We start from the raw sequence: 24,788 nt of genomic DNA, 5'->3' as shown, positions 1-24,788 counted from the left end.
AGGTTTGAAATGATCAACAAAGAGCGGTTGTTACGAGATAATCGTTTATGTAAAGCAATCATTGGATTATCAGTCGAAGAATTGAAAAATTTAGCCGCTGAATTTTCAGCTTGTTATTTGATTTATCGGAAAAAGAATCGAAAAGATCACGAGCGGCAGATGGGTGCAGGGCAGAAAGGATTTATCCCAACCCCATTAGATAAACTGCTTTTTATTTTATTGTATTTAAAATGTTATCCGACCTATGATTTGCAAGGACTTCTTTTTGGTTTAGATGGCTTTGTTGAATAATTTAAGATACTGATTTATATAAGCATTATAAAATTTCAACGACTAATTTTTCCTCTCGGAATGCTTTTTATTGTGCTAACTATTTGATTTGTCGTTCTAACAAAATACATTCTCTGTAAATGCATTCGGCTTTGTTGAATAATTTAACCGTTTGATTTACATCTTCTTTAGGTAGAATGCATGTACAGAGACTGTATTTTGTTAGAACGACAAATCAAGTAGTTAGCACAATAAAAAGCATTACGGCTGGAAAACTTAGTTGTTGAAGTGTTATAATAATTATGTAAATCAGCATGTTAAATTATTCAACAAAGCCAATGCATTCTAACTAAAGAAGATGTAAATCAAACGGTTAAATTATTCAACAAAGCCGGTTTAGATAGAACACGGGTATGTCGCTGGGTAAAAATATTATTGCCGGTTTTAGAGATGACCTTGGGGCGAGAATGTGTTTTGCCCGCTCGTCAAATTCGCTCTGCTGAGGAATTTTTTCGCGCCTTTCCTGGAGTTAAAGACGTCTTTATTGATGGGACAGAGCGACCTGTCCAAAAGCCTAAGAATCTGCGTCGGCGAAAAAAAATGTATTCGGGAAAGAAAAGACAGACCACTCGAAAAGGGCTTATTATGACTGACGAAACAAGGCAAATTGGATTTATCCCCATGAGCAAAAATGGGCGCCGTCACGATAAACGCTTACTCGATAAAGTCGATATAATTCGCCATATTCCTCCTGAGGTAACCATCTGGGCAGATACCGGTTTTCAAGGTATAGATAAACAGCATCCTAATACACAAATCCCAAAAAAAGGAACTCGAAAAAGACCTTTATCGCCTGAACAAAAACAAGAAAATAAAATAATCTCGGGCATCCGTATTACAGTTGAACACGCCATCGCGGGTATCAAGCGCCTCGGTTGCATGACCCAAATTTTACGGAATCGTAGACCCTTTATTGATGATACCTTCTTACTCCTTAGCGCCGGTCTTTGGAATTTCCATCTCAGAACAGCGTAAAATTTACTTCAATCACCGAAACACCCTTATTTCACTATTAAGCAAAACGCTTAATGTGCACGCCGGCATTGGCAGCCAGTTTTACGGCCAGCAGGTTGCCGGTATAGGCGGTCATAAACAGCGCGGCGGTAATATCGTTGACGTTGCCGATGCAGACCACCAGAAATGTCCCGATCTTACTGCGCGAGGCATCTTCCGGCTTGGAATCGAAACTGCGCGCCAGTGAGTCAGCAATCGGGTAGATCACACCGCCGCAGCGTGCCGTATTGCTTGGCATTGAGGGGGATAACACCAGATCGGCAAAGGCCAGGCCGTAGGCCAGCCCCAGCGTTCTCTTTCCCAGCAGGCGAATCATCTGCAATGCGATGCGTCGGCACAGCCCGGTTTTGATAAAGCCGCGCGCGATCATAAATGCCACGACGATCAGCCAAATCAGGGAGCTGTTCAGATCGCTCAATGCCGTTTGGATAGCACCGCTGGCGCTGGTATCGCCTGCGGCGGCCGTCAGTGCAAACAGCGTCATGCTGATGATGCCGATGGCACCAATGGGCAGCACGTTAGCCACAATGGAGACGATGGTGGCGACAAAAATCACGGCGGAGTGCCAGGCGGGGGCGCTGGCCCCATTCCCAGTCGAAACGCAACAAAACGGTAGGGCATTATGCTCCCCATTCCCACTCGAAACGCAACAAAACGGTAGAGGCTTATGCCACCAGTAAGTGCGTTAAAAATACCTCATTGGGGGAACGATAGCCCAGCGATTGTCTGCCCCTTGTATTGAGTATGTGTTCGAGTTCGGCAATCTTACGATGACTGACCTGACTGAAGTCTGTTCCCTTTGGGTAAAAACGTCGTATCAGCCCGTTGGTGTGCTCATTCAAGCCCCTCTCCCAGGAATGATAAGGATGGGCAAAGTAGACCTGCACCCCTGTGATTTGAGTAATTTGCTCGTGCAGAGCGAATTCAGGGCCGTTATCAGCTGTTAGGGTCTTAAACTTGCAAAAGGTATTAGCTTCAATGTCCCTGAAAGCAGCAACCACAGTCTCCGCACGCTTATTAGGCAGTTTGCGAATAATGGCGGTTTTCAATGCTTTATCTACGATAGTTAACAAGAATGACTTCTGGTCTTTGCCAAAAATAGTGTCAATTTCGAAGTGGCCAGGCTCCTGTTTAAGCTCGGCTTGAGCTGGGCGATACTCAATACCAACACGGTTGGGAATAGGGCCTGATTTGAGGTTTGCGGCATTGTACCTGTAACGTTTTCCCCGATGAGGAAGTTGCTGATATAGCTCCCCGCCAGCCTGTCTCTCCTGCAGGATATAGCGATATAGCGATATAGCGATATAGCGTATTCTTGCTGACAGATATACCGAATTCCAGGTGCAAACGGCCACTGATGATTTCAGGTGAAGAGTGAGTGGAAAGCGCCTGCCTGATGAAGTTCTGAATGTGTGGCTCCAACGGGTAAAAAGCATTGTTTGGCAGAGGCTTATGACGGCGTTCCCGGGCCAGAGTGTCCGCCCTTCTACAGCAGTAGACACCATTGAAAGTAGGGTCGGTATTGCGTCTGAGTTCCCTGCTGATGGTCGAGCGAGGCAGAGCAAGCTCTCTGGCGATGGTAGCTTGGTTGACACCTTCACCACGCCGCTTTTCGATGTAGAACCGTTCTTTCTGAGTCAGATGTTTTCCCTGCATGCAACAGGCTCTCCAGTAGGGCCAGAACGGTGATTTTATCCGACTCTGGCAAGTGGGTCACTTTGTTGCGTTTCGAGTGGGAATGGGGCTTTTGACTCAATGGTGATGTGAGGGAACGCTTCATCATATAATGCCACACAATCCAGTTGCAAAATGAAACCGATTGAATGCTAGGTTATCTGGTTTTAAAATGCAACTTGATTGCAGTTCCACACCAAACGGCCAGGAAATGCCATGCCAAACCGTGAAACCATAAACAACGAACCTTGTCCCGTTGCACGTTGCGTCGATGTGGTTGGCGATCGCTGGTCGCTGCTCATTGTGCGTGATGCCTTTGATGGCGTGCGCCGTTTCGGTGATTTTCAACGCAGCCTGGGCGTGGCGCGCAACATCCTGTCCGATCGTCTGCGCAAGCTGGTTAATGCAAGCATTCTAGAGATGCGGGACGCCTCAGACGGTACGGCTTATCAGGAGTACGTACTGACGTCTGAGGGAGAAACGCTGTTTCCGGTGATAGTGGCGCTACGACAGTGGGGTGAACAGCATCGGTTCAAGCCCGGTGAGCGGCACTCAGATCTGATTGATACGCGCACGGGCAACCCGATTCCCTACATGGTGCCGCATGCAGAGGATGGTTCTGTGTTAATGCCAGCAACGGCGGTAGTGAGGAAATTAACCTAAGGTCAGTCATGGCTGGTTACACCAGCCAGCCATAGCGATAGGGTAAATGCAGCAACAATTATCCCAGAATTTTATCTTTGAACATGAAAAACACCGCGCCCAACAAGCAGAGACCGGCCCAGATGAAATCGGTACGGAACGGCTCTTTCAGAATGATCATTGAAAACGGAATAAACACCGTCAGGCTGATCACTTCCTGCAAAATCTTCAGTTGCCCCGCAGAGGCTACCTGATAGCCGATGCGGTTGGCCGGCACCTGCAACAGGTATTCAAACAACGCGATTCCCCAACTGACCAGCGCTGCAATCAGCCAGGTACGTCCACTGAAATAACGCAAATGACCATACCAGGCGAACGTCATAAACACATTGCTCAGGGTCAGCATGCCTACAGTAATAAACAACGGCGACATCGTACTTCTCCATCCATTCCGCTACGCAAAATACCCGCTTTCTGCCGCCCACCAGAGTGGCGTGCAGAAAGATCACGGATATATCACTGCGGCGGGCAGGTGTCTATAGGATGACGCCGATCAGCGTCCTTTCATCACCCTGTAGTGCAATGTTCGGACCCTTTACTACTGCGCACTGCGTTGAATGGCTTTCCCACCCGCTTCGACATCCTGACCAATACCACGGGTGGTATTGCACGCGGTCAACGCGGAGAGCATCAACAATGAGGCAAGAATAAGCACGCTTTTCTTGAACATGGTTATTTTCCTTCTCAAGGGAGAGGTAAAAGGGAAAGTAATACTATCAAGGCGATCGCCATCGCCTTCAGTAAGCGTAGTCAATCCTGCCGCGATAAGCGTTTTTTGTTCCGGTGTCACCGAAAATAGGCGGCACACTGGCACTTACGCTTATCAGGAGAATGAGATGAACGCATCCCACACATTTGAGAGCAGCGAAGGGTTCGGCAGGTAAGGTGTGGATCCTCGCAGACTTACGGCATCATTGTGCCCAACACGGGATGCATAAAGCTCCCTGATAACTGGAGGATCCACGACATGAAATATACCCCTGTTGGCGTCGATATCGCAAAACATCTGATGCAGGTTCATTTCATTAATGAACATATAGCCAAGCGACATTATTTTGATAACAGCCAGCTATGCTTCTTTGCCGCATATCAGGGCATAGGATGTAATCATTTTTAAGTCGGTTGGCTATACCGGTGAAGTCATCGATAAACAGATAAAGCGCGACGCGCTGCTGGAATATAGCTAAAAGACTTAATTTTGATTACATTATTTAAATGAGCTATTCAATTGATTTTAGACGTAAAGTGATATCTACACGGAAAAACGAAGGGTTGAGTATCCGAGAAACAGCGAAGCAATTTCGGATTGGCCCTGCCTCTGTATCGCGTTGGATTAATCAAATAGAGTCAAAAGCATCGACCACGCGTCAGCGAAAGATCGATAAATCCGAGTTGATAAAAGATGTTGAACAATATCCAGATGCTTACCAAAAAGAACGTGCAGAGCGTTTTGGCGTTTGTCAGAAGGCCATTTGGCAAGCGCTTAAAAAGCTGGGATTGACCTATAAAAAAAACTCTACGTCATCCGAAAGCCGACGAAAACGCCCGGCAGGGATTTCAACAAAAAAAACAACAGTATGAAAAAGAAGGTAAACCTATTGTTTTTATTGATGAAAGTGGTTTTTCACACGATGCCCCACGGACTCACGGCTATTCCCCAAAAGGTCAACGGTGTTTTGGCCTGAAGAACTGGGGAGCTAGGGGAAGAACAAATGTTATCGGCGCTTTATTAGGCACAACGCTGTTTGCTATCGGATTATTTGATATCAATATTAACAGCGATGTTTTCTATGCCTGGGTCACACAAGTCCTTATCCCAGTACTCCCTAAAAACAGTGTAATCATGATGGACAATGCCACTTTTCACAAAAAACATAATATTCAACAAGTCATCATCGATGCAGGGTATATGGTGGAGTATTTGCCTACATATTCGCCAGATCTTAACCCAATTGAGCATAAATGGGCACAAGCAAAAAGCAAAAAAAGAGAGATGGGTTGCGATACAGAGAGTTTGTTCTCAGGCCCCATTCCCAGTCGAAACGCAACAAAACGGTAGGGCATTATGCCGCCTGTAAGTGCGTTAAAAATACCTCATTTGGAGAACGATAACCCAGCGATTTTCTGCCTCGCGTATTGAGCAGGTGTTCGAGTGCTGCAACCTTGCGATGGGTGACATAATTGAAGTCCGTTCCCTTCGCGTAAAAACGCCGTATCAGCCCGTTGGTATGCTCATTCAACCCGCGTTCCCAGGAATGATATGGCCGGGCAAAGTAGACCGGTGCCCCCGTGACTTTTGTAATTTCCCCGTGCTGGGAAAATTCAGAACCGTTGTCAGCAGTCAGGGTTTTAAACTCGCAGAAGGTATTGGCAACGATGTCCCTGAAGGCCGCTACCACTGTCTCTGCTCGCTTGTTGGGCAGTTTGCGAATGATGACCAGCTTGACGGCTTTATCGACCACCGTCAGCAGGAATGATTTCTGATCTTTGCCAAAGATGGTGTCAATCTCGAAATGCCCGGGTTCCTGCTTGAGGTCAGCAACGGCCGGCCGCTGCTCAATGCCAACACGGTTGGGAATAGGACCGCGTTTGTTCTCATCGGTCTGATAGTTATACCGTTTACCCCGATGAGGGAGCTGCTGATACAGCTCACCGCCGGCCCGGCGCTCCTGCTGGATATAGCGATAGAGCGAGTTCTTGCTGACGGACAGGCCAAATTCCAGGACCAGGCGCCCACTGATGACCTCAGGTGAGGTGTGGGTAGACAGCGCCGTTCTGATAACGTCCTGAATGTGCGGTTCAAGCTGGTTAATCACGCTGTCCGGCCGTGTTTTCTGCCGCCGCCCTCTGGCCAACGTTTCGGCCCTTCTGCAGGAATAGACCCCGTTGAAAGCGGCGTCGGTATTGCGTCTGAGTTCCCTGCTGATGGTAGAACGAGGAAGCTCCAGTTCCCGGGCGATGGTGGCCTGGTTAACCCCATCACCACGCCGCTTTTCGATGTAGAACCGTTCTTTGTGAGTCAGATGTTTTCCCTGCATGCAACGGGATCTCCAGTAGGGCCAGAACGGTGATTTTATCCGACTCTGGCCAGTGTGTCACTTTGTTGCGTTTCGAGTGGGAATGGGGCCTCTTCCTGCATGAGTTTCCTCACCCGCCAGCGGCTGATTATGATGCCTTCTCCACGAAGCCTTTTGACCAGCGTCCGGCTTCCTGCTCCCTGCCTGCTGGCGGCGAACAGCGCCTTTAACCTGACCCGGACCTCCACGTCTTTTTGCAGCGGTTCGGCGGGCTTTTTTCGCCATGCATACCAGGCAGAGGCCGCCACACGCATGACCCGACAGAGTGTACAAGCGTGTTGCTTAATAGTGAAATAAGGGTGTTTCGGTGATTGAAGTAAATTTTACGCTGTTCTGAGATGGAAATTCCAAAGACCGGCGCTAAGGAGTAAGAAGGTATCATCAATAAAGGGTCTACGATTCCGTAAAATTTGGGTCATGCAACCGAGGCGCTTGATACCCGCGATGGCGTGTTCAACTGTAATACGGATGCCCGAGATTATTTTATTTTCTTGTTTTTGTTCAGGCGATAAAGGTCTTTTTCGAGTTCCTTTTTTTGGGATTTGTGTATTAGGATGCTGTTTATCTATACCTTGAAAACCGGTATCTGCCCAGATGGTTACCTCAGGAGGAATATGGCGAATTATATCGACTTTATCGAGTAAGCGTTTATCGTGACGGCGCCCATTTTTGCTCATGGGGATAAATCCAATTTGCCTTGTTTCGTCAGTCATAATAAGCGCTTTTCGAGTGGTCTGTCTTTTCTTTCCCGAATACATTTTTTTTCGCCGACGCAGATTCTTAGGCTTTTGGACAGGTCGCTCTGTCCCATCAATAAAGACGTCTTTAACTCCAGGAAAGGCGCGAAAAAATTCCTCAGTAGAGCGAATTTGACGAGCGGGCAAAACACATTCTCGCCCCAAGGTCATCTCTAAAACCGGCAATAATATTTTTACCCAGCGACATACCCGTGTTCTATCTAAACCAAAAAGAAGTCCTTGCAAATCATAGGTCGGATAACATTTTAAATACAATAAAATAAAAAGCAGTTTATCTAATGGGGTTGGGATAAATCCTTTCTGCCCTGCACCCATCTGCCGCTCGTGATCTTTTCGATTCTTTTTCCGATAAATCAAATAACAAGCTGAAAATTCAGCGGCTAAATTTTTCAATTCTTCGACTGATAATCCAATGATTGCTTTACATAAACGATTATCTCGTAACAACCGCTCTTTGTTGATCATTTCAAACCTTTATTCTCTAAGTTAAACCTCTTTTTATTCTCAATAGCCTGACAAAAAATGCAAGTCTCTATTCAGCAACTAGTTTTACGAACGCTGAAGTCAGTGGCATTGTCGAGAATGAACCGGTATCTCACGACATATGTTTCGCGAAGAAGGCACTCGCCTTTTTTAGTATCTCCTTCTCTGTACGTAACTCTTTGTTTTCCTTTTGTAACCGTTTTAACTCTGCACGTTCATCATCGCTGAGTACGCCGTTGCTCTGCTCGCGTGCCAGCGAGACCCATGTATGCAGGGTTTTGTTGCTTATGCCCAGCGATGCTGCTGCCCTGGCTATCGTATAGCCCTGCTCTGTTACCAGGGCAACGGCTTCCTTTTTAAACTCAGGGGTAAATTGTCGTTTATGGTTCACTAAACACCTCCGTTTTGGATGTAAGTTTAGTGTCCTGATTATTCAACCAGTACAGTGGCAAAGGGTTGACCACCGTGGATATGATCCCTCACGGTCCCGCCCGTTTGCCGGTAAAGCTGGGGCAGGAGAAGCGTTTTACGCTGCGTGACGACGAGTTCTATCCCAGCCATCAGGCGATCGATTTTTATCATCGCGGCTTTGTTGAATAATTTAACCGTTTGATTTACATCTTCTTTAGTTAGAATGCATTTACAGAGAATGTATTTTGTTAGAACGACAAATCAAATAGTTAGCACAATAAAAAGCATTCCGAGAGGAAAAATTAGTCGTTGAAATTTTATAATGCTTATATAAATCAGTATCTTAAATTATTCAACAAAGCCTATCATCGCTACAAAGAAGACATCGCGTTGATGGCAGAGATGGGATTTATAGCCAAGCGACTTAATTTTGATTACACCATATGGACTGAGAACAAACTCTCTGTATCGCAACCCATCTCTCTTTTTTTGCTTTTTGCTTGTGCCCATTTATGCTCAATTGGGTTAAGATCTGGCGAATATGTAGGCAAATACTCCACCATATACCCTGCATCGATGATGACTTGTTGAATATTATGTTTTTTGTGAAAAGTGGCATTGTCCATCATGATTACACTGTTTTTAGGGAGTACTGGGATAAGGACTTGTGTGACCCAGGCATAGAAAACATCGCTGTTAATATTGATATCAAATAATCCGATAGCAAACAGCGTTGTGCCTAATAAAGCGCCGATAACATTTGTTCTTCCCCTAGCTCCCCAGTTCTTCAGGCCAAAACACCGTTGACCTTTTGGGGAATAGCCGTGAGTCCGTGGGGCATCGTGTGAAAAACCACTTTCATCAATAAAAACAATAGGTTTACCTTCTTTTTCATACTGTTGTTTTTTTTGTTGAAATCCCTGCCGGGCGTTTTCGTCGGCTTTCGGATGACGTAGAGTTTTTTTTATAGGTCAATCCCAGCTTTTTAAGCGCTTGCCAAATGGCCTTCTGACAAACGCCAAAACGCTCTGCACGTTCTTTTTGGTAAGCATCTGGATATTGTTCAACATCTTTTATCAACTCGGATTTATCGATCTTTCGCTGACGCGTGGTCGATGCTTTTGACTCTATTTGATTAATCCAACGCGATACAGAGGCAGGGCCAATCCGAAATTGCTTCGCTGTTTCTCGGATACTCAACCCTTCGTTTTTCCGTGTAGATATCACTTTACGTCTAAAATCAATTGAATAGCTCATTTAAATAATGTAATCAAAATTAAGTCGTTTAGCTATACCGTGTTCCGCACCTCTATCGCTTGGAGCCGTCTCTATCCGAAGGGCGATGAGATGACGCCGAATCCGGAAGGTATCGCCTTTTACCATGCGGTGTTCAGCGAATGCCGCAAATACGGTATTGAACCGCTGGTGACGCTGTGCCATTTCGATGTACCGATGCATCTGGTTACCGAGTATGGCTCATGGCGCAACCGCAAGATGGTGGAGTTTTTCACCCGCTATGCGCGCACCTGCTTTGAAGCGTTCGACGGGCTGGTGAAATACTGGCTGACGTTCAACGAGATCAATATCCTGCTGCACAGCCCGTTCTCAGGTGCCGGTCTGGTGTTCGAACCGGGTGAAAATCAGGATCAGGTGAAGTATCAGGCTACGCACCATGAGTTGATTGCCAGTGCGTTGGCGACCCAAATTGCGCACGAGGTCAATCCTGAAAATCAGGTGGGCTGCATGCTAGCGGGAGGCAACTTTTATCCATGGTCCTGTAAGCCAGAAGATGTGTGGGCGGCACTGGAAAAAGATCGGGAAAACCTGTTCTTTATCGATGTGCAGGCGCGCGGTGCTTACCCGTCCTATTCCGCGCGGGTGTTCCGTGAGAAAGGTGTCCATATTGAGATGCAGGATGGCGATGCGGAAATTCTGAAAAACACCGTCGATTTTGTCTCTTTCAGTTACTACGCCTCACGCTGTGCCTCGGCGGAGATGAATGAGCACAACAGCAGTGCAGCCAATATCGTTAAATCCCTTACCAATCCGCACATTACCCTAAGTGAATGGGGCTGGGGCATCGATCCGCTCGGCCTGCGCATCACCATGAATATGATGTACGACCGTTACCAGAAGCCACTGTTTCTGGTGGAAAACGGTCTGGGTGCGCGCGATGAAATAAATGCCAACGGTGAGATCGAAGACGATTACCGTATCAGCTATTTACGTGAACACATCTGCGCCATGGGCGATGCGATCGATGACGGTATCCCAGTCATCGGCTACACCACGTGGGGTTGCATCGATCTGGTCGCGGCGTCGACCGGGGAAATGAGCAAACGCTACGGTTTTGTGTATGTCGATCGTGACGATCTTGGCAACGGCACGTTGGAACGGCGCAAGAAAAAATCTTTTGTCTGGTACCAGAAAGTGATCGCCAGCAACGGCCAGGATCTGGATTAACCGAGAAACGCTATCATTGGTGTATCGCATCAGATTCTGTAAAAAGGCCGATCCCGACGTTAACCGTTTCGGGATTGGCTTTTTAATAAACCAATCATAAAAAAAGCTGGGATTGTGTTACTTCCTGAAAGATGATTGCATAACGGTTTAGTCAACAGCTGATAGAGATAGGGGTCTGTTTCCGAATCAACATTGTTATCTCTTATGGCACTTGCAACCTTTGATGAAATATCATCCCCGATGAGCCGCTGGCAGTTACTGAGCCATCTGCTGCGCGGGGATATTCACCCTGATGAGAAGAGCGTTTGGCTAAAGCCCGCCTACCGTCTTAAATTTCTGGCGCGCTCGCTCCTTCACCCTGTTTTGACGCTGAACTGGCTGCACTACATTGCCAGTCACCCGCAGCGGGCGCAGATGTTGTATGCCCAAATGGCGCTGCCCGATAAACTTCAACGGCCGTACCTCTCCAGCCACTTTTCTGCGCGCGACGCCTTGGCTGCACTTTGTTATCACTATGATGCCGTGGCTTGCGCCAACCCAAGGTTACGTCGCCTGATGTTGACACCTGGCGGTATACCGATCGTCAATTTTCAGGGCAAAAGTGGTGCGGCTTATGCGTTGCTATTGGGGTCCCACTCCTCACTGGGTAAAGAGGGCGAGATAACGCTTCAGTTCTGTTCTGAGGGGATGCCGCTGGCGCGAATGACCATGACCGTAGTGCAGTTCGAAGGACAAAGAGCGTTATTTATCGGCGGATTACAAGGGCCGACGCGGCACTTGCAACAGCAGAAGGCGCGCATCTCGCAGGTGACGCGTGATTGCCATGGATTGTTTCCTAAACGGCTGGTGCTGGAAACGGCCTGTGTACTGGGCGAATTGTTAGGGATTGAGCGCATGATAGCAGTGGGAAATCATACCCATGTTTATCAGAATTGGCGCTACTGGCGTAAAAAGAAAACCAGTTTTCATGCCGATTATGAAAGCTTTTGGCTCTCCGTCGGGGGGCAATTGCGACCCGATGGCGTGTGTCAGTTGCCGCTGCGTATTGTACGCAAAAGTCTCGACGACGTTTCTAGTAAAAAACGGGCAGAGTATCAACGTGCCAACGGCGTGTTGGCGGAGATCCATCAACAGCTGCACGCCTTGAAGTGAGATCTTGATGCCTGCCCGGCATGAGAATAGCGCGGTTGAGTACGGTGATCATTGCGGCCGGTGACCTGTTTGTATTACTTGAATTTCAATATATGAATAGGTATTGATATATTGAAATTATCTAAAGGCAGGAGAGGTACGATGTCCCATTCTCACCACGATCATGCTCACGACCATGCGCCGACGGTAACGCGATCGAATGAGCGTAAGGTTCTGATCGCTTTTGTGATTACTTTTACCTTTATGTTGGTAGAAGTCGTGGGCGGTGTGCTCTCCGGTTCGCTGGCGCTGCTGGCGGATGCGGGACATATGCTGACGGATGCCGCTGCGCTGGCGTTGTCCTATGCCGCCTTTCGTTTTGGCCGTCGTCATGCTGATACCAAGCGCACTTTTGGCTATTTGCGTTTCGAAGTCATTGCCGGGTTTATCAATGCGCTGACGCTGTTTGCTATTGTCATTTGGATAGCCTACGAAGCGTGGTTGCGTTTTCGCCAGCCGCACGAGGTGTTGGCGGGGCCGATGCTGGTTGTGGCAGCGATCGGGCTGCTGGTGAATATTGTGGTGTTCTGGATATTGACGCGCGGCGACAGCGAGCATGTCAATATCAAAGGCGCTGCACTGCATGTGATGGGCGATCTGCTCGGTTCCATCGGTGCTATCGCGGCGGCTATTGTGGTCTATTTTACCGGCTGGACCCCCATCGATCCTATCCTGTCGCTGGTGGTGTCCGTGCTGATTTTGCGCAGCGCGTGGGCGTTATTGAAAAAATCGCTGCACATACTCTTGGAAGGGGCACCCGCCAATGCCATGCCGCAAGAGATTGAACGCTATCTTAAAGGCAGCGTAGCGGGAGTGGCAGACATCCACCATGTGCACGTGTGGATGATCACGTCGGGGCGCACCCTGGCCACATTGCATGTACGCGCCAACGAGTGGGCGGACGTGCGTCAGGTGGTTCGGCAGGTAGAGCGTGAGCTTTATGACCGTTTTCACGTAGAACACGCAACGGTTGCCATTGACTGGGGTGATGAAGATGAGGCGGCCTGTAGGTGCAGCCTGTCACCTTTGAAGGAAATACATCAACATCATGACGATCATTCTCATCATGATACGGACATATCTGTTACGCGAGGGCACGCACATTGAGTCGTCATGCCATGCTTTCTCTGCATGAAACTACCATCCTGTCAGAAACGTTTCGTCTGATGGGCGATCCTACCCGTTTGCGCATTTTGCATTTCTGCCTGACGGGGCCACATGCTGTCGGTGACATTGCGCAAAACCTGGCGCTTTCACCGTCACTGGTGAGCCATCATTTACGTCTGCTACGCGGTGCGCGTTTGGTGAAGCGGGAGCGCCGATCACGGCAGGTTTTTTATACCGTGGCGGATCACCACGTCACCACCATGTTGCTGGACATGGTTAACCACATTGGCGAATCACAAGAAGAAGAAGAGTGGCCTCTGTTAGAAAACGGTCCTGCATGCTGAAAGGGTTGCCACAGGCTTCTCGCTACGAGTAGGGTAGTTGTGGTTTTTTTACGGCTACCGTTGATAACGCGAGGGGGAGACATGGGGGCGATTCTTTTATTGGAATCTCGGGCAGAGGAACTGCGTGCGCTGTTAAGCACGAAAGCATCGGGGTTGGCCTATTGCCTTCCTGATGACGGATATGACGCCGTCGCGCGCTGTGATATTTGGCTTGGTGAGCCGGACCGGGCGGTTTCGTTGCTGGCTGCTGGGCATCGCCCGGCATGGCTGCAATCTACCTGGGCTGGTTTCAAGCCGCTGCTTGCAGCGGGTCTCCCGCAAGATTACCGTTTGAGTCGCGCCGTAGGGGGGGTGGCCAGCCGATTGCACAATATATCCTGGCGCATCTGTTGGCGCACGAGCAGCGTTTATTCGCATTGCAGGCACAGCAGCAACGTCAGGAATGGGATCGCCAGCTGTCCGGGCTGTTGACGGGCAAAACTTTATTGATCGTTGGTGCGGGCGATATTGGCGCCGAGGTGGCCGCCATGTTGCGGTCCTTTGGCGTAACGCTACAGGGGATCGTCAATACACCGCGGGCGTTGCCCGGTTTTGCACGCGTGTCGGGAATTGACGCGCTGGCGCACGACGCGGCGCAGGCCGACTATGTAGTGAACCTGCTGCCGGATACTCCGAAAACGCAGAATCTGTATAACGCAGATTTGTTTGCATGCATGAAGCCCTCCACGGTATTTATCAACGTGGGGCGCGGCACGTCTGTGGTGGATGACGATCTGGCGGCGTTGCGTGAAGGAAAACTGGCGAGAGCGGTGCTGGATGTTTTTCGTCAGGAGCCGCTGCCGCCGGAACACCCTTTTTGGCTAACGCCTCAACTGACCTTGACGCCGCATATCGCCGGTCCAATGGTGCCCGCGCTGATCGGCTGATCTGTTCTTGGATAACTTGCAACGTTACTCTCAGGGTGCGGCGTTGCGCGGCGAGGTTGATTTTTCGCGCGAGTACTGAGTTCGCAAGGTATTGAGCACCAGCGCGCAGGGAATGACCACTTGCGCGCATTTTCACTGAAAAGGGCTTGCCAGCCTGAAATGATTGGTACATAATGCTCACCGCTAACACAAAGTATTAAATAATTTTAATATATTCAATATGTTACCGTTGGTTGAAATACACTTCCTAAGCGGGAATAGCTCAGTTGGTAGAGCACGACCTTGCCAAGGTCGGGGTCGCGAGTTCGAGTCTCGTTTCCCGCTCCAAAATGCGATGTGTGGAATGCTCAATGATTCTGCAACGCATTAAAAAATAGACCGAAAGGTCTTTTTTTTTGCCTGTAATCCTGACATGAGCCCTCCACTGGCATAATGTGATTATTGCTGCTGCTCACTCTCCACAGCTTCACACCCTAAACTTTTACGCATGTGTGCTTTGAGCGGTTCTGCCACTTCTGGGCGTAAGCGTGCGTGTATTTTTTCCACGTTTTCACAGCCTTTAGGCTGATGTGGGGGCAGCGGTTCCGTTCTCGTTAATACCCCCCACAGGACATAAAGAAGGACCCGACGAGTACCGGAAATCCACACCAAAAACCGATGAGGGCGAGGCGTATTTCGAACGGTACGGGACGTGGTGATGCATTAAGGAGGAGCGTCGGGGCGGGGGGCTCACTGTCTGGCGCAGCGCACTGGCTGGCATACGGGACGAAGTATTTCGATACTGATTCAATACCGAACTGCTGCTCAACGTATTGCCATGCACTGACGGGAATCAACAAAAAAGACAGCGTGTCGCTCATCAGGCTTTCGGTATGCACGCGCAAGTCATATCCGCAGGTAAGTAGTAGATGTTCAATGCGCGCCTGCTCCGCATCATACTCCTCTGATCCCAGCGAATAATGGTGAAATACATGCTGAACGCCAGCAACGTTGGCCGTAGCGGTTTCAACGTCGCTGTCGTAGTCAAATTCAGTAGAAAACGCCGCGTCTCCCAGTCCGTGCGAGATCCCTTCCAGCAGGCTGAAAATCCCCTCCCGCCAGTCGATATGGATGCCGTAGACGCTCATAAAGGTTGACTGATAGTCATCTCGTGAGGACGCTGCTTGCGCGGTATCTTCATGGTTGTTGAAAAATGCATGACGTCTGGCGCAGGCCCCTTCATCATCCTCAGCAGCAAAAAAATCAGAAAACGCATCCCTGTCAGGTAATTGCACTGTGGTTCCTTCCCCTGTTTAGCGCATTTTTTTTACGCAGTCCTATGCATTCTTTGCGTGCTGTATGCGGTCACTTTCATACAACTGCAAAATGCGTTCTGCGAAGTCATCATCGACGGTATAAAAATAGCTTTCCGGTACGCCGAGTACACGAGCAAAGGCGCACATCATCTCAAATGTGGGGCGATAGGTGCCGCTTTCATACTGTGAGACACGCGATCGCGCGGTCGCTTCTTCGATGCCCGCGAGCACTCCCAGTTTTTCCTGAGTCAACTTGGCATGCAGGCGGGCGGATTTAAGGCGAGCAGGTAGCATCATGGCACCATCGATAATCGATATTGACTTAGTGTTTAGCATTACTTAACATCGCCGTTGTTTAGATATGCTGAACATTTGCACATATAGCCAAGCGACATTATTTTGATAACAGCCAGCTATGCTTCTTTGCCGCATATCAGGGCATAGGATGTAATCATTTTTAAGTCGGTTGGCTATAATAACAGCGGGGTATGGTAATGGACGGTAAGGACTGGCACCCGGCAGATATCGTAGCGGGTTTGAAAAAGCGTGGCACGACGCTGTCAGCGCTTTCCCGAGAAGCGGGATTGGCGTCATCAACACTGGCAAATGCGTTGGTGCGACGCTGGCCCAAAGGCGAGCGGCTGATTGCCAAGGCGTTGAGCAAACGGCCAGAAGAGATTTGGCCTTCGCGCTATTAGCCCACAAAGAGTGGCATATACCCTGACTCTCTATAAACTAGTTGCTGAATAGAGACTTGCATTTTTTGTCAGGCTATTGAGAATAAAAAGAGGTTTAACTTAGAGAATAAAGGTTTGAAATGATCAACAAAGAGCGGTTGTTACGAGATAATCGTTTATGCAAAGCAATCATTGGATTATCAGTCGAAGAATTGAAAAATTTAGCCGCTGAATTTTCAGCTTGTTATTTGATTTATCGGAAAAAGAATCGAAAAGATCACGAGCGGCAGATGGGTGCAGGGCAGAAAGGATTTATCCCAACCCCATTAGATAAACTGCTTTTTATTTTATTGTATTTAAAATGTTATCCGACCTATGATTTGCAAGGACTTCTTTTTGGTTTAGATAGAACACGGGTATGTCGCTGGGTAAAAATATTATTGCCGGTTTTAGAGATGACCTTGGGGCGAGAATGTGTTTTGCCCGCTCGTCAAATTCGCTCTGCTGAGGAATTTTTTCGCGCCTTTCCTGGAGTTAAAGACGTCTTTATTGATGGGACAGAGCGACCTGTCCAAAAGCCTAAGAATCTGCGTCGGCGAAAAAAAATGTATTCGGGAAAGAAAAGACAGACCACTCGAAAAGGGCTTATTATGACTGACGAAACAAGGCAAATTGGATTTATCCCCATGAGCAAAAATGGGCGCCGTCACGATAAACGCTTACTCGATAAAGTCGATATAATTCGCCATATTCCTCCTGAGGTAACCATCTGGGCAGATACCGGTTTTCAAGGTATAGATAAACAGCATCCTAATACACAAATCCCAAAAAAAGGGCTTTGTTGAATAATTTAAAATACTGATTTAAATGGGTATTATAAAATTTTAACGACTAAATTTTACTACCGTAATGCTTTTTATGGCTTTGTTGAATAATTTAAGATACTGATTTATATAAGCATTATAAAATTTCAACGACTAATTTTTCCTCTCGGAATGCTTTTTATTGTGCTAACTATTTGATTTGTCGTTCTAACAAAATACATTCTCTGTAAATGCATTCTAACTAAAGAAGATGTAAATCAAACGGTTAAATTATTCAACAAAGCCGCTTTTTATTGTGCTAACTATTTGATTTATCGCTCTAACAAAATACATTTTCTGTACATGCATCCCACCTAAAGAAGTTGTAAATCAAAACGTTAAATTATTCAACAAAGCCCAAAAAAAGGAACTCGAAAAAGACCTTTATCGCCTGAACAAAAACAAGAAAATAAAATAATCTCGGGCATCCGTATTACAGTTGAACACGCCATCGCGGGTATCAAGCGCCTCGGTTGCATGACCCAAATTTTACGGAATCGTAGACCCTTTATTGATGATACCTTCTTACTCCTTAGCGCCGGTCTTTGGAATTTCCATCTCAGAACAGCGTAAAATTTACTTCAATCACCGAAACACCCTTATTTTACTATTAAGCAACACGCTTTATCAAAAAATCGCTTCATCCCTCTCCTGTCGAGGAGTAGCCTTGCGTTATCCCTTACGTAATATAGCCAAGCGACATTATTTTGATAACAGCCAGCTATGCTTCTTTGCCGCATATCAGGGCATAGGATGTAATCATTTTTAAGTCGGTTGGCTATACATGGAATTTACAATGAGAGTGGTTTATGTGGTGGTACTGACCTATGTGCAGCCGCTTGAAGCGATTGATCAACAGATTCCTGCCCATGTTGAATGGTTAAAACAGGGCTATGCCGACGGTATTTTTCTCGCTTCAGGCCGCCGTATTCCGCGCACTGGCGGCATCATTTTGGAGAAAAGTGACAGCCTCGAACAGTTGCAGGCGCGCCTTAGTCAGGATCCGTTTCAGAAACTGGGGCTGGCCAACGCAGACATCATTCCGTTTGATGCCAGTATGACGGCCCCTGCGCTGCAAGGCCTGCTGTGACCCCTTCGTGTTAACCAGGCCTGCTCATCGATGCTGATTGAGCTGGTTATGCCCTCGGCATTTTTATACCTTTTTTACACCCCCGCCTGCGATATTAACGACATTTTTACGCCCTGATTCTTACACTCGAACCACATTCAATAAACGCGGGGAGATAAACCGTGAATGTGGGACTGATGACCGGCATCGTGCTGGTATTTCTATTATTGGGCTACCTGTTTTACGCCCTGTTTCGGGCGGAGGAATTCTGATGGCGGCCAATGCGTTTTTACTTCTGGCCAGCTTTCTGGCCGTATTATTGGTGCTGGCCCAGCCGTTAGGTCGGTTGATGACGTGCATGGTGCTCGATCGTGCTTTACCCGGCGTGGCGGCGTTCGAACATGGGGTTTGGCGCGTGTGCGGCGTGTCAGACAGCGAGATGAACTGGCGTCAGTATCTGTGCGCCATTCTGCTGTTTAACACCCTTGGGCTGTTTTTTCTGGTGGTACTGTTGATGGCGCAGGGGAGCTTGCCCTATAACCCCCAGCAGTTGCCCGGCTTGTCCTGACATTTGGCGCTGAACACCGCCATCAGCTTTGTCAGTAACACTAACTGGCAATCCTACGCCGGAGAATCCACGCTGAGCTATTTCAGCCAGATGGTGGGGCTTGCGGTACAGAATTTCTTATCGGCTGCCACAGGGATCGCGGTGCTGTTTGCCCTGATGCGTGGCTTTTCCCGTCAGAGCACTGACGCACTTGGCAACGTCTGGCAAGATCTGACGCGCATCACACTGTTTGTGTTGTTGCCGCTGTCGCTGCTGATGGCGCTGTTTCTGGTCAGTCAGGGGGTGATTCAGTGTAGTGGTCAACTAAATTTGGCCACCCTACCTGACTGTTGATGGAACAGCCGTTCTGATTCATTTGGTGTTAACCCACCGTTATACCAGTGAGGTCTGACATCGCTATAATAATGGGTTATGTAGCGAATAATGGATGATTGAGCAGTACTAAAGCTTTGGTAGCCAGTCGTTGGCACCCATTCAGTCTTCAGACTACGGAAGAATCGCTCCATCGGACTATTATCCCAACAATTTCCTCTGCGACTCATACTTTGGGTCATCTGATAACGCCACAATGCCTGCCTATACTGACGACTGGTGTAATGGCTTCCTTGGTCACTATGAAACATGACTTGTTTGGGATGCCCACGCAGTTCCCAAGCCATTTGTAGTGCTTTAAGCGTGTTGCTTAATAGTGAAATAAGGGTGTTTCGGTGATTGAAGTAAATTTTACGCTGTTCTGAGATGGAAATTCCAGGCTTTGTTGAATAATTTAACCGTTTGATTTACATCTTCTTTAGTTAGAATGCATTTACAGAGAATGTATTTTGTTAGAACGACAAATCAAATAGTTAGCACAATAAAAAGCATTCCGAGAGGAAAAATTAGTCGTTGAAATTTTATAATGCTTATATAAATCAGTATCTTAAGTTATTCAACAAAGCCGAAATTCCAAAGACCGGCGCTAAGGAGTAAGAAGGTATCATCAATAAAGGGTCTACGATTCCGTAAAATTTGGGTCATGCAACCGAGGCGCTTGATACCCGCGATGGCGTGTTCAACTGTAATACGGATGCCCGAGATTATTTTATTTTCTTGTTTTTGTTCAGGCGATAAAGGTCTTTTTCGAGTTCCTTTTTTTGGGATTTGTGTATTAGGATGCTGTTTATCTATACCTTGAAAACCGGTATCTGCCCAGATGGTTACCTCAGGAGGAATATGGCGAATTATATCGACTTTATCGAGTAAGCGTTTATCGTGACGGCGCCCATTTTTGCTCATGGGGATAAATCCAATTTGCCTTGTTTCGTCAGTCATAATAAGCCCTTTTCGAGTGGTCTGTCTTTTCTTTCCCGAATACATTTTTTTTCGCCGACGCAGATTCTTAGGCTTTTGGACAGGTCGCTCTGTCCCATCAATAAAGACGTCTTTAACTCCAGGAAAGGCGCGAAAAAATTCCTCAGCAGAGCGAATTTGACGAGCGGGCAAAACACATTCTCGCCCCAAGGTCATCTCTAAAACCGGCAATAATATTTTTACCCAGCGACATACCCGTGTTCTATCTAAACCAAAAAGAAGTCCTTGCAAATCATAGGTCGGATAACATTTTAAATACAACAAAATAAAAAGCAGTTTATCTAATGGGGTTGGGATAAATCCTTTCTGCCCTGCACCCATCTGCCGCTCGTGATCTTTTCGATTCTTTTTCCGATAAATCAAATAACAAGCTGAAAATTCAGCGGCTAAATTTTTCAATTCTTCGACTGATAATCCAATGATTGCTTTACATAAACGATTATCTCGTAACAACCGCTCTTTGGTGATCATTTCAAACCTTTATTCTCTAAGTTAAACCTCTTTTTATTCTCAATAGCCTGACAAAAAATGCAAGTCTCTATTCAGCAACTAGTTTGATGGTGAAATCAACCTGCATCTGTACGCCGGGTTCGGTCTCAAAGCGCGTGACCGCCTCAGTAACGGGCTGCTTCATGGGGTGTAGAAATGCGGTAAGCATGCTATAGCCGCCATCATATCCCCGTTGGCCTATCTCGCGCAGCAGCACACTGGCCGGTATCCACTGTGGTCTTGCAGCAGCAACGCGCTCGAGAACATACGGCTTGAACGGGTCAAGCTTGCATGTTCTAGGCATACGCGGCTTGTAACGCATGTCAGCCACCGGTAGTGGACTACGGATATATCGTCGAACGGTCTCGCGGGAGCATGAAAGCTGCCGCGCGATGGCGCGGATGGACATGCCTTGACGGTGTAAAACGTGAATCTCCACTCTGGTCTCCAATGTCATCATTGGCAGTGCCTTAAAACTGCCATTTTTACCCTAGGTGGGTCAGATTTACATCGGCAGGTGGGCCAGTTTTACATCGGTAGCGACACTTAGTCTTGGCTTTGCCGATCAGGCGCACTTCACCAAAACCTTCAACCGCTTTAATGCCACATCGCATAATCGCTTTCATACTGGCGCAGCACCAGACAGTTATGCCCGGCGCCCCATTCCCAGTCGATGAGCAACAAAAATACGGGTTATTGGCAGACGACTAATAGAGCGCGTGATTTTTTGTTCGTTATCGATATCGAGATCGCTTGTTGCCTCATCAAGCAGCAAAATCCCGGGTTGTCTATACAGCGCCCTGGCGATAGAAATACGTTGACGCTGTCCTCCTGAAAGGGTGCTACCAATATCGCCAATCATAGAGTCATATCCCAGCGGGAATGACCTCGGTTACTCTGGCCGGGTTCAGCAATTGTTGTGGCATAGAGCCTTTACGGTGTGACTTTTTGACGTTCAGACAGAATAATTTTGGAGAGTAATTCAAGAAAACATCGAATTACCCTACAGGTAATCCTTGGTTAAAGCTGAGCAAAAATCAATCATTCGTCTCTACGAGATGTGTAAATAACGTTAAGGATGGAGCAATAAAAAAAGCCGTTCTCACGGCTTTTTTTAATTTACGATGGCTATCAGTACATAGCGCCCGGCTGAACATCTTTGTGGGCAAGAACATAAGCAGCCAGGATTCTTTTCAGGAATTTACGCACGATTTTTGGCCTTTTTAACGTTACCGATAATGAAGTTGCAGGTGATGTTGTCTTCTGTTGACAGAGTGTACGCTCGTCATAATCCACACGCAAGTTTTTGTGACGCACATCACAAAATTTTTTTGTATACGCAACACGGCGTTCAGAAACTGGCTATATTCACACGTGCAAATAGCTCATCTCGGCGTTCGTTATGTTATCGTATTAAAATATGATGAACTTTTAATCACCTAGTGTGATAGTTTCCCGGCTGTCGCCGTGAAGGCAAGTTCGCTCAACGGCCGATATCGCCGTTTTACCCGTAACGCTGCCGCGCTGCGACGGCATGCAGGACGCCATGGAAACCTGGAAACTCAACTTATACGCCGCCTGGGTAGGATGCTTTTTTACTGGCCTTGCCATGAGCCAGATACTGCCGTTCCTGCCGCTCTATATTGAACAGCTCGGCGTCACCGACCACGCATCACTGAGTTTGTGGTCCGGGCTGATTTTCAGCTCTTCGTTTCTGGTCTCGGCCATCGTCGCGCCGCTGTGGGGTAGTCTGGCGGATCGCAAAGGGCGCAAGCTGATGCTGCTGCGCGCTGCGCTCGGCATGGCGATCGTCATGGCGCTACAGGGCATGGCCAGCAACGTCTGGCACCTGTTTATTCTGCGAACCCTGATGGGGCTGACCTCTGGCTATATTCCCAATGCCATGGCTTTGATCGCCTCGCAAGTCCCGCGTGAAAAAAGCGGCTGGGCGTTGGGTACGCTTTCCACCGGTCAGGTGGCTGGCGTGATTATCGGCCCGCTGATCGGCGGCTTTCTCGCCGACCACGTCGGGCTGCGCGTGGTGTTCTTTATCACAGCCACCTTGCTGTTCATGTGCTTTTTGATCACCTTGTTCTCCATCAAAGAAGGCGTTACCAAGGTCACCAAAGCGAATCGTCTTAGTGGCAAAGCCGTGTTTTCTTCCCTACCCTACCCGGCGTTGATTGTCAGCCTGTTCATCACCACCATGATGATTCAGCTCGCTAACGGCTCCATCAGCCCAATACTGACGCTGTTTATTCGCGAACTTACGCCAGACACCAATAATCTCGCGTTTCTCAGCGGCGTGATCGCTGCCGTTCCCGGCGTTTCAGCGCTGCTGTCAGCACCGCGGTTGGGCCGTCTGGGCGACAAAATCGGCGCACATCGCATCCTGATCGCCGCACTGGGAGCCTGCGTGCTGCTGTTTTGTTTGATGTCCACCATCAGTGATTCGCTACAGTTGGGGATATTGCGTTTCCTGCTAGGCTTCGCCGATGGCGCACTGATGCCAGCCACACAGGCGCTGCTGCTGAAATACAGCAGCCAGCAGGTGACCGGGCGGATTTTTGGTTACAACCAATCCTTTATGTATCTGGGTAATGTCGCAGGTCCGTTACTCGGCTCCGGCGTGTCCGCCATAATAGGATTTCGCTGGGTGTTCATCATCACCGCGTTGCTGGTGTTGGTGAACACGCTGCATATCGCCTGGCGCTTTCGACAAATCCCCGCCAAACCCTGATCGCTCCGCCGTTATCTCCTGGCGTTATTTACCTCAGGAAATAACGCCAGGATTTATATACGGATTATGCATAAACCCCCCTTTACCTTGGCGATGGCCGCCGTTCGGCAGTAGGATCGATAGCGGTTTTTTGTGGTCAACGAAGGAGGTTATTATGTACACAGCGTATGACAGATACAGAAACCCACTTGAAACGGGCTGTCGTGTAATGCAAAACGGTTCTCGTCTGGTGGGTACCATTGCCGCCATTCATGCAGATAAGCTGAAACGAGAAGACGTTCGTAAAGCCAAATGCGTGCAACTCAACGGGGTCAGCGAATACTTTTCCCCTGATGAGCTGATGCGTTTGGGCCGCGCCTAACAAGGCTTTCGTCTCCCTTCGGGCGTGTTAGCACGCCCGATGCACGAATACGCTCTTTATCTCCCCGTTAAGGGTGATCGAACCAATCGCGGTTTTGCTCGGCTATCGGCGTGATCGAATAGATCATCTCTTGCAGATGCTCGCCGATTGCTGCTTCTGCCGCATCAGGATCGTGTGCTTTCAGGCTATTAAAAATCAGGTAGTGTTGCTTGATCAGATTCAGCGGTGGAGAAACCTGACTCAAACTGAGAAAGCGTAACCGGTCCATGGTTGCTTTGATTGATTCGATGGTTTCCCACGCCAATGGACAGCGCGCCACCTGCGTCAGCAGTTGGTGAAAATCGTCATCCAGGCTGAGAAACTCACGAATCTGCTCATTCTGCGCGGCCAATTCCTGCCGGTGTAGATTATGCTCCAGCACCAGCAATTGCTCATCGGTCACAAACTCTGCGGCCCGACGCGCAATGGCGCACTCTAACGCCTGGCGAATAAAACGCGCGTCTGCCACCCGTTGTTCCGAAATTTTCATCACGAAAGTACCGCGCTGCGGCAATATAGCCAAGCGACATTATTTTGATAACAGCCAGCTATGATTCTTTGCCGCATATCAGGGCATAGGATGTAATCATTTTTAAGTCGGTTGGCTATACCTGCACCAGTCCCGCTTCCGCCAGTTTGATAAACGCCTCACGCACCGGCTGGCGCGAAACGGAAAAACGGGTTGATATCTCTTTTTCTGACAGTAACTTACCCGGCGGAATCGCGCACTCCACGATATCCTTACGCAAGATACGATAGATTTGCTAATTGACCGGCTCATTGCTGTTGATCTGAAAGGAAGTTTCCATACATCGCTTTTAACTATTCGAAAGTATTACCCGTCATGATATAGCCAA

At 48.1% G+C, this 24,788-nt stretch carries 33 protein-coding genes, 1 tRNA gene and 7 pseudogenes; 21 read left to right on the top strand and 20 right to left on the bottom strand.

Going from position 1 to position 24,788, the window contains the following annotated elements; translation table 11 throughout:
* Positions 1-9 precede the first annotated feature (9 nt).
* Positions 10-291, top strand: a complete 282-nt coding sequence (locus ACQGXV_RS08770; protein WP_440866179.1) for a hypothetical protein — start codon at positions 10-12, stop codon at positions 289-291.
* A 414-nt stretch (positions 292-705) separates the two neighbouring features.
* The gene (locus ACQGXV_RS08765; protein ID WP_440863763.1) at positions 706-1,305 is read left to right on the top strand and encodes a transposase family protein; all 600 of its coding nucleotides are present in this window, start codon (positions 706-708) and stop codon (positions 1,303-1,305) included.
* Between the two features lie 58 nt (positions 1,306-1,363).
* Here ACQGXV_RS08765 and ACQGXV_RS08760 read toward each other — a convergent pair.
* The 3 genes and pseudogenes from ACQGXV_RS08760 to ACQGXV_RS08750 all read right to left on the bottom strand — a co-directional run.
* Positions 1,364-1,933, bottom strand: a pseudogene (locus ACQGXV_RS08760) (anion permease); the annotation flags it as partial.
* Positions 1,934-2,009: 76 nt separating this feature from the next.
* Positions 2,010-2,621, bottom strand: coding sequence for an IS30 family transposase (locus tag ACQGXV_RS08755; protein WP_440867342.1), 612 nt, complete (start codon positions 2,619-2,621; stop codon positions 2,010-2,012).
* Complete coding sequence (locus tag ACQGXV_RS08750) at positions 2,503-3,000, bottom strand: transposase (protein ID WP_440866178.1); 498 nt, start codon at positions 2,998-3,000, stop codon at positions 2,503-2,505. The genes ACQGXV_RS08755 and ACQGXV_RS08750 overlap by 119 nt, the downstream gene beginning before the upstream one ends.
* Positions 3,001-3,234: 234 nt before the next feature.
* On the opposite strand from ACQGXV_RS08750, the gene ACQGXV_RS08745 reads away from it, so the two are divergent.
* Positions 3,235-3,681: a winged helix-turn-helix transcriptional regulator gene (locus ACQGXV_RS08745; protein ID WP_440866177.1), complete on the top strand. Its 447-nt coding sequence runs from the start codon at positions 3,235-3,237 to the stop codon at positions 3,679-3,681.
* A gap of 58 nt (positions 3,682-3,739) precedes the next feature.
* Here the strand turns inward: ACQGXV_RS08745 and ACQGXV_RS08740 are convergent, their stop codons facing one another.
* Together ACQGXV_RS08740 and ACQGXV_RS08735 are read right to left on the bottom strand one after the other, a co-directional pair.
* Positions 3,740-4,093, bottom strand: coding sequence for a DMT family protein (locus ACQGXV_RS08740; protein WP_222159796.1), 354 nt, complete (start codon positions 4,091-4,093; stop codon positions 3,740-3,742).
* A gap of 165 nt (positions 4,094-4,258) precedes the next feature.
* Positions 4,259-4,390, bottom strand: coding sequence for an entericidin A/B family lipoprotein (locus tag ACQGXV_RS08735; RefSeq protein WP_195316105.1), 132 nt, complete (start codon positions 4,388-4,390; stop codon positions 4,259-4,261).
* Positions 4,391-4,687: 297 nt separating this feature from the next.
* On the opposite strand from ACQGXV_RS08735, the gene ACQGXV_RS08730 reads away from it, so the two are divergent.
* From ACQGXV_RS08730 to ACQGXV_RS08720, 3 genes are all read left to right on the top strand, one after another.
* Positions 4,688-4,837, top strand: a complete 150-nt coding sequence (locus ACQGXV_RS08730; RefSeq protein ID WP_440867858.1) for a hypothetical protein — start codon at positions 4,688-4,690, stop codon at positions 4,835-4,837.
* A 98-nt stretch (positions 4,838-4,935) separates the two neighbouring features.
* Positions 4,936-5,301 (top strand): IS630 transposase-related protein, encoded by a 366-nt coding sequence (locus ACQGXV_RS08725; protein ID WP_440862584.1) that lies wholly within the window; start codon positions 4,936-4,938, stop codon positions 5,299-5,301.
* On the top strand, positions 5,225-5,779 hold the full coding sequence (locus tag ACQGXV_RS08720; RefSeq protein ID WP_440867341.1) for an IS630 family transposase: 555 nt from the start codon (positions 5,225-5,227) through the stop codon (positions 5,777-5,779). The genes ACQGXV_RS08725 and ACQGXV_RS08720 overlap by 77 nt, the downstream gene beginning before the upstream one ends.
* A 4-nt stretch (positions 5,780-5,783) precedes the next feature.
* Here ACQGXV_RS08720 and ACQGXV_RS08715 read toward each other — a convergent pair whose 3' ends face one another.
* The 4 genes from ACQGXV_RS08715 to ACQGXV_RS08700 form a co-directional block, all read right to left on the bottom strand.
* Positions 5,784-6,758, bottom strand: coding sequence for an IS30 family transposase (locus tag ACQGXV_RS08715; protein ID WP_440866176.1), 975 nt, complete (start codon positions 6,756-6,758; stop codon positions 5,784-5,786).
* 35 nt (positions 6,759-6,793) lie between these two features.
* Positions 6,794-7,051 carry an IS3 family transposase gene (locus ACQGXV_RS08710; RefSeq protein WP_440866175.1) on the bottom strand — a complete coding sequence of 86 codons (258 nt, stop codon included), beginning with the start codon at positions 7,049-7,051 and terminating at the stop codon, positions 6,794-6,796.
* Between the two features lie 69 nt (positions 7,052-7,120).
* On the bottom strand, positions 7,121-8,020 hold the full coding sequence (locus ACQGXV_RS08705) for a transposase family protein (RefSeq protein WP_440864721.1): 900 nt from the start codon (positions 8,018-8,020) through the stop codon (positions 7,121-7,123).
* 130 nt (positions 8,021-8,150) lie between these two features.
* Positions 8,151-8,429 carry a transposase gene (locus ACQGXV_RS08700; protein ID WP_440862591.1) on the bottom strand — a complete coding sequence of 93 codons (279 nt, stop codon included), beginning with the start codon at positions 8,427-8,429 and terminating at the stop codon, positions 8,151-8,153.
* A 65-nt stretch (positions 8,430-8,494) separates the two neighbouring features.
* Between ACQGXV_RS08700 and ACQGXV_RS08695 the strand changes: the two genes are divergently transcribed.
* The gene (locus ACQGXV_RS08695) at positions 8,495-8,638 is read left to right on the top strand and encodes a hypothetical protein (protein ID WP_440866174.1); all 144 of its coding nucleotides are present in this window, start codon (positions 8,495-8,497) and stop codon (positions 8,636-8,638) included.
* A gap of 245 nt (positions 8,639-8,883) precedes the next feature.
* Here the strand turns inward: ACQGXV_RS08695 and ACQGXV_RS08690 are convergent, their stop codons facing one another.
* Both ACQGXV_RS08690 and ACQGXV_RS08685 read right to left on the bottom strand, forming a co-directional pair.
* Complete coding sequence (locus ACQGXV_RS08690) at positions 8,884-9,417, bottom strand: IS630 family transposase (protein ID WP_440862665.1); 534 nt, start codon at positions 9,415-9,417, stop codon at positions 8,884-8,886.
* On the bottom strand, positions 9,341-9,706 hold the full coding sequence (locus ACQGXV_RS08685) for an IS630 transposase-related protein (RefSeq protein ID WP_440862584.1): 366 nt from the start codon (positions 9,704-9,706) through the stop codon (positions 9,341-9,343). Before ACQGXV_RS08685 ends, ACQGXV_RS08690 begins: the two co-directional genes overlap by 77 nt.
* On the opposite strand from ACQGXV_RS08685, the gene ascB reads away from it, so the two are divergent.
* From ascB to ACQGXV_RS08655, 6 genes and pseudogenes are all read left to right on the top strand, one after another.
* Complete coding sequence (gene ascB, locus ACQGXV_RS08680) at positions 9,698-10,912, top strand: 6-phospho-beta-glucosidase (protein WP_440867340.1); 1,215 nt, start codon at positions 9,698-9,700, stop codon at positions 10,910-10,912. The genes ACQGXV_RS08685 and ascB overlap by 9 nt on opposite strands.
* Before the next feature lie 204 nt (positions 10,913-11,116).
* Positions 11,117-12,064 carry a VirK/YbjX family protein gene (locus tag ACQGXV_RS08675; RefSeq protein WP_440866173.1) on the top strand — a complete coding sequence of 316 codons (948 nt, stop codon included), beginning with the start codon at positions 11,117-11,119 and terminating at the stop codon, positions 12,062-12,064.
* A 141-nt stretch (positions 12,065-12,205) separates the two neighbouring features.
* A complete protein-coding gene (locus tag ACQGXV_RS08670) occupies positions 12,206-13,210 on the top strand; it encodes a cation diffusion facilitator family transporter (protein WP_440866172.1) in 1,005 nt (334 codons plus the stop codon).
* Positions 13,207-13,554: an ArsR/SmtB family transcription factor gene (locus tag ACQGXV_RS08665; protein WP_440866171.1), complete on the top strand. Its 348-nt coding sequence runs from the start codon at positions 13,207-13,209 to the stop codon at positions 13,552-13,554. Before ACQGXV_RS08670 ends, ACQGXV_RS08665 begins: the two co-directional genes overlap by 4 nt.
* Positions 13,555-13,635: 81 nt before the next feature.
* Positions 13,636-14,559, top strand: a pseudogene (locus ACQGXV_RS08660) (D-2-hydroxyacid dehydrogenase).
* Between the two features lie 172 nt (positions 14,560-14,731).
* Positions 14,732-14,807: transfer RNA gene (locus ACQGXV_RS08655), tRNA-Gly, on the top strand.
* A 266-nt stretch (positions 14,808-15,073) separates the two neighbouring features.
* Here the strand turns inward: ACQGXV_RS08655 and ACQGXV_RS08650 are convergent.
* From ACQGXV_RS08650 to ACQGXV_RS08640, 3 genes are read right to left on the bottom strand one after another with little or no spacing between them, the layout of a single operon-like run.
* Positions 15,074-15,754 (bottom strand): hypothetical protein, encoded by a 681-nt coding sequence (locus tag ACQGXV_RS08650; RefSeq protein ID WP_440866170.1) that lies wholly within the window; start codon positions 15,752-15,754, stop codon positions 15,074-15,076.
* 42 nt (positions 15,755-15,796) lie between these two features.
* On the bottom strand, positions 15,797-16,069 hold the full coding sequence (locus tag ACQGXV_RS08645; protein ID WP_440867339.1) for a helix-turn-helix domain-containing protein: 273 nt from the start codon (positions 16,067-16,069) through the stop codon (positions 15,797-15,799).
* 45 nt (positions 16,070-16,114) lie between these two features.
* Positions 16,115-16,369: a hypothetical protein gene (locus ACQGXV_RS08640; RefSeq protein ID WP_440867857.1), complete on the bottom strand. Its 255-nt coding sequence runs from the start codon at positions 16,367-16,369 to the stop codon at positions 16,115-16,117.
* Here ACQGXV_RS08640 and ACQGXV_RS08635 point away from each other — a divergent pair.
* From ACQGXV_RS08635 to ACQGXV_RS08610, 6 genes and pseudogenes are all read left to right on the top strand, one after another.
* Positions 16,270-16,473, top strand: a complete 204-nt coding sequence (locus tag ACQGXV_RS08635; RefSeq protein WP_222159828.1) for a helix-turn-helix domain-containing protein — start codon at positions 16,270-16,272, stop codon at positions 16,471-16,473. The two genes, ACQGXV_RS08640 and ACQGXV_RS08635, sit on opposite strands and share 100 nt — an antisense overlap.
* Positions 16,474-16,592: 119 nt before the next feature.
* A complete protein-coding gene (locus ACQGXV_RS08630) occupies positions 16,593-17,297 on the top strand; it encodes a transposase family protein (RefSeq protein ID WP_440866169.1) in 705 nt (234 codons plus the stop codon).
* 360 nt (positions 17,298-17,657) lie between these two features.
* A complete protein-coding gene (locus tag ACQGXV_RS08625; protein WP_440867338.1) occupies positions 17,658-17,888 on the top strand; it encodes a transposase family protein in 231 nt (76 codons plus the stop codon).
* A 223-nt stretch (positions 17,889-18,111) separates the two neighbouring features.
* On the top strand, positions 18,112-18,405 hold the full coding sequence (locus ACQGXV_RS08620; RefSeq protein WP_440867337.1) for a YciI family protein: 294 nt from the start codon (positions 18,112-18,114) through the stop codon (positions 18,403-18,405).
* A gap of 161 nt (positions 18,406-18,566) precedes the next feature.
* Positions 18,567-18,656, top strand: coding sequence for a K(+)-transporting ATPase subunit F (kdpF, locus tag ACQGXV_RS08615; protein ID WP_196907966.1), 90 nt, complete (start codon positions 18,567-18,569; stop codon positions 18,654-18,656).
* Positions 18,656-19,243 (top strand): annotated as a pseudogene (locus tag ACQGXV_RS08610) (potassium-transporting ATPase subunit KdpA); the annotation flags it as partial. The gene kdpF and the pseudogene ACQGXV_RS08610, both read left to right, overlap by 1 nt.
* A gap of 8 nt (positions 19,244-19,251) precedes the next feature.
* On the opposite strand, the pseudogene ACQGXV_RS08605 reads toward ACQGXV_RS08610, so the two are convergent.
* From ACQGXV_RS08605 to azuC, 5 genes and pseudogenes are all read right to left on the bottom strand, one after another.
* A pseudogene (locus tag ACQGXV_RS08605) lies at positions 19,252-19,629 on the bottom strand (DDE-type integrase/transposase/recombinase); the annotation flags it as partial.
* Between the two features lie 247 nt (positions 19,630-19,876).
* Complete coding sequence (locus tag ACQGXV_RS08600; RefSeq protein ID WP_440866168.1) at positions 19,877-20,773, bottom strand: transposase family protein; 897 nt, start codon at positions 20,771-20,773, stop codon at positions 19,877-19,879.
* Positions 20,774-20,858: 85 nt separating this feature from the next.
* Positions 20,859-21,251: pseudogene (locus ACQGXV_RS08595) on the bottom strand (helix-turn-helix domain-containing protein); the annotation flags it as partial.
* Between the two features lie 186 nt (positions 21,252-21,437).
* Positions 21,438-21,656 (bottom strand): annotated as a pseudogene (locus tag ACQGXV_RS08590) (ATP-binding cassette domain-containing protein); the annotation flags it as partial.
* A gap of 266 nt (positions 21,657-21,922) precedes the next feature.
* A complete protein-coding gene (gene azuC, locus ACQGXV_RS08585; RefSeq protein ID WP_440867336.1) occupies positions 21,923-22,000 on the bottom strand; it encodes a stress response protein AzuC in 78 nt (25 codons plus the stop codon).
* Between the two features lie 337 nt (positions 22,001-22,337).
* Here azuC and ACQGXV_RS08580 point away from each other — a divergent pair, with 337 nt between their 5' ends.
* A complete protein-coding gene (locus ACQGXV_RS08580; RefSeq protein ID WP_440867335.1) occupies positions 22,338-23,531 on the top strand; it encodes a multidrug efflux MFS transporter in 1,194 nt (397 codons plus the stop codon).
* A gap of 154 nt (positions 23,532-23,685) precedes the next feature.
* Entirely contained in the window at positions 23,686-23,892 is a 207-nt protein-coding gene (gene ydfZ / locus ACQGXV_RS08575; protein WP_222158499.1) for a putative selenium delivery protein YdfZ, read from the top strand.
* A gap of 67 nt (positions 23,893-23,959) precedes the next feature.
* Here ydfZ and ACQGXV_RS08570 read toward each other — a convergent pair.
* Positions 23,960-24,692 (bottom strand): annotated as a pseudogene (locus tag ACQGXV_RS08570) (GntR family transcriptional regulator).
* Positions 24,693-24,788: the final 96 nt, after the last annotated feature.

The organism is Symbiopectobacterium purcellii (assembly GCF_052050035.1).
GTDB lineage: Bacteria > Pseudomonadota > Gammaproteobacteria > Enterobacterales > Enterobacteriaceae > Symbiopectobacterium > Symbiopectobacterium purcellii_A.
This window is presented reverse-complemented; position numbering and strand designations above follow the sequence as displayed.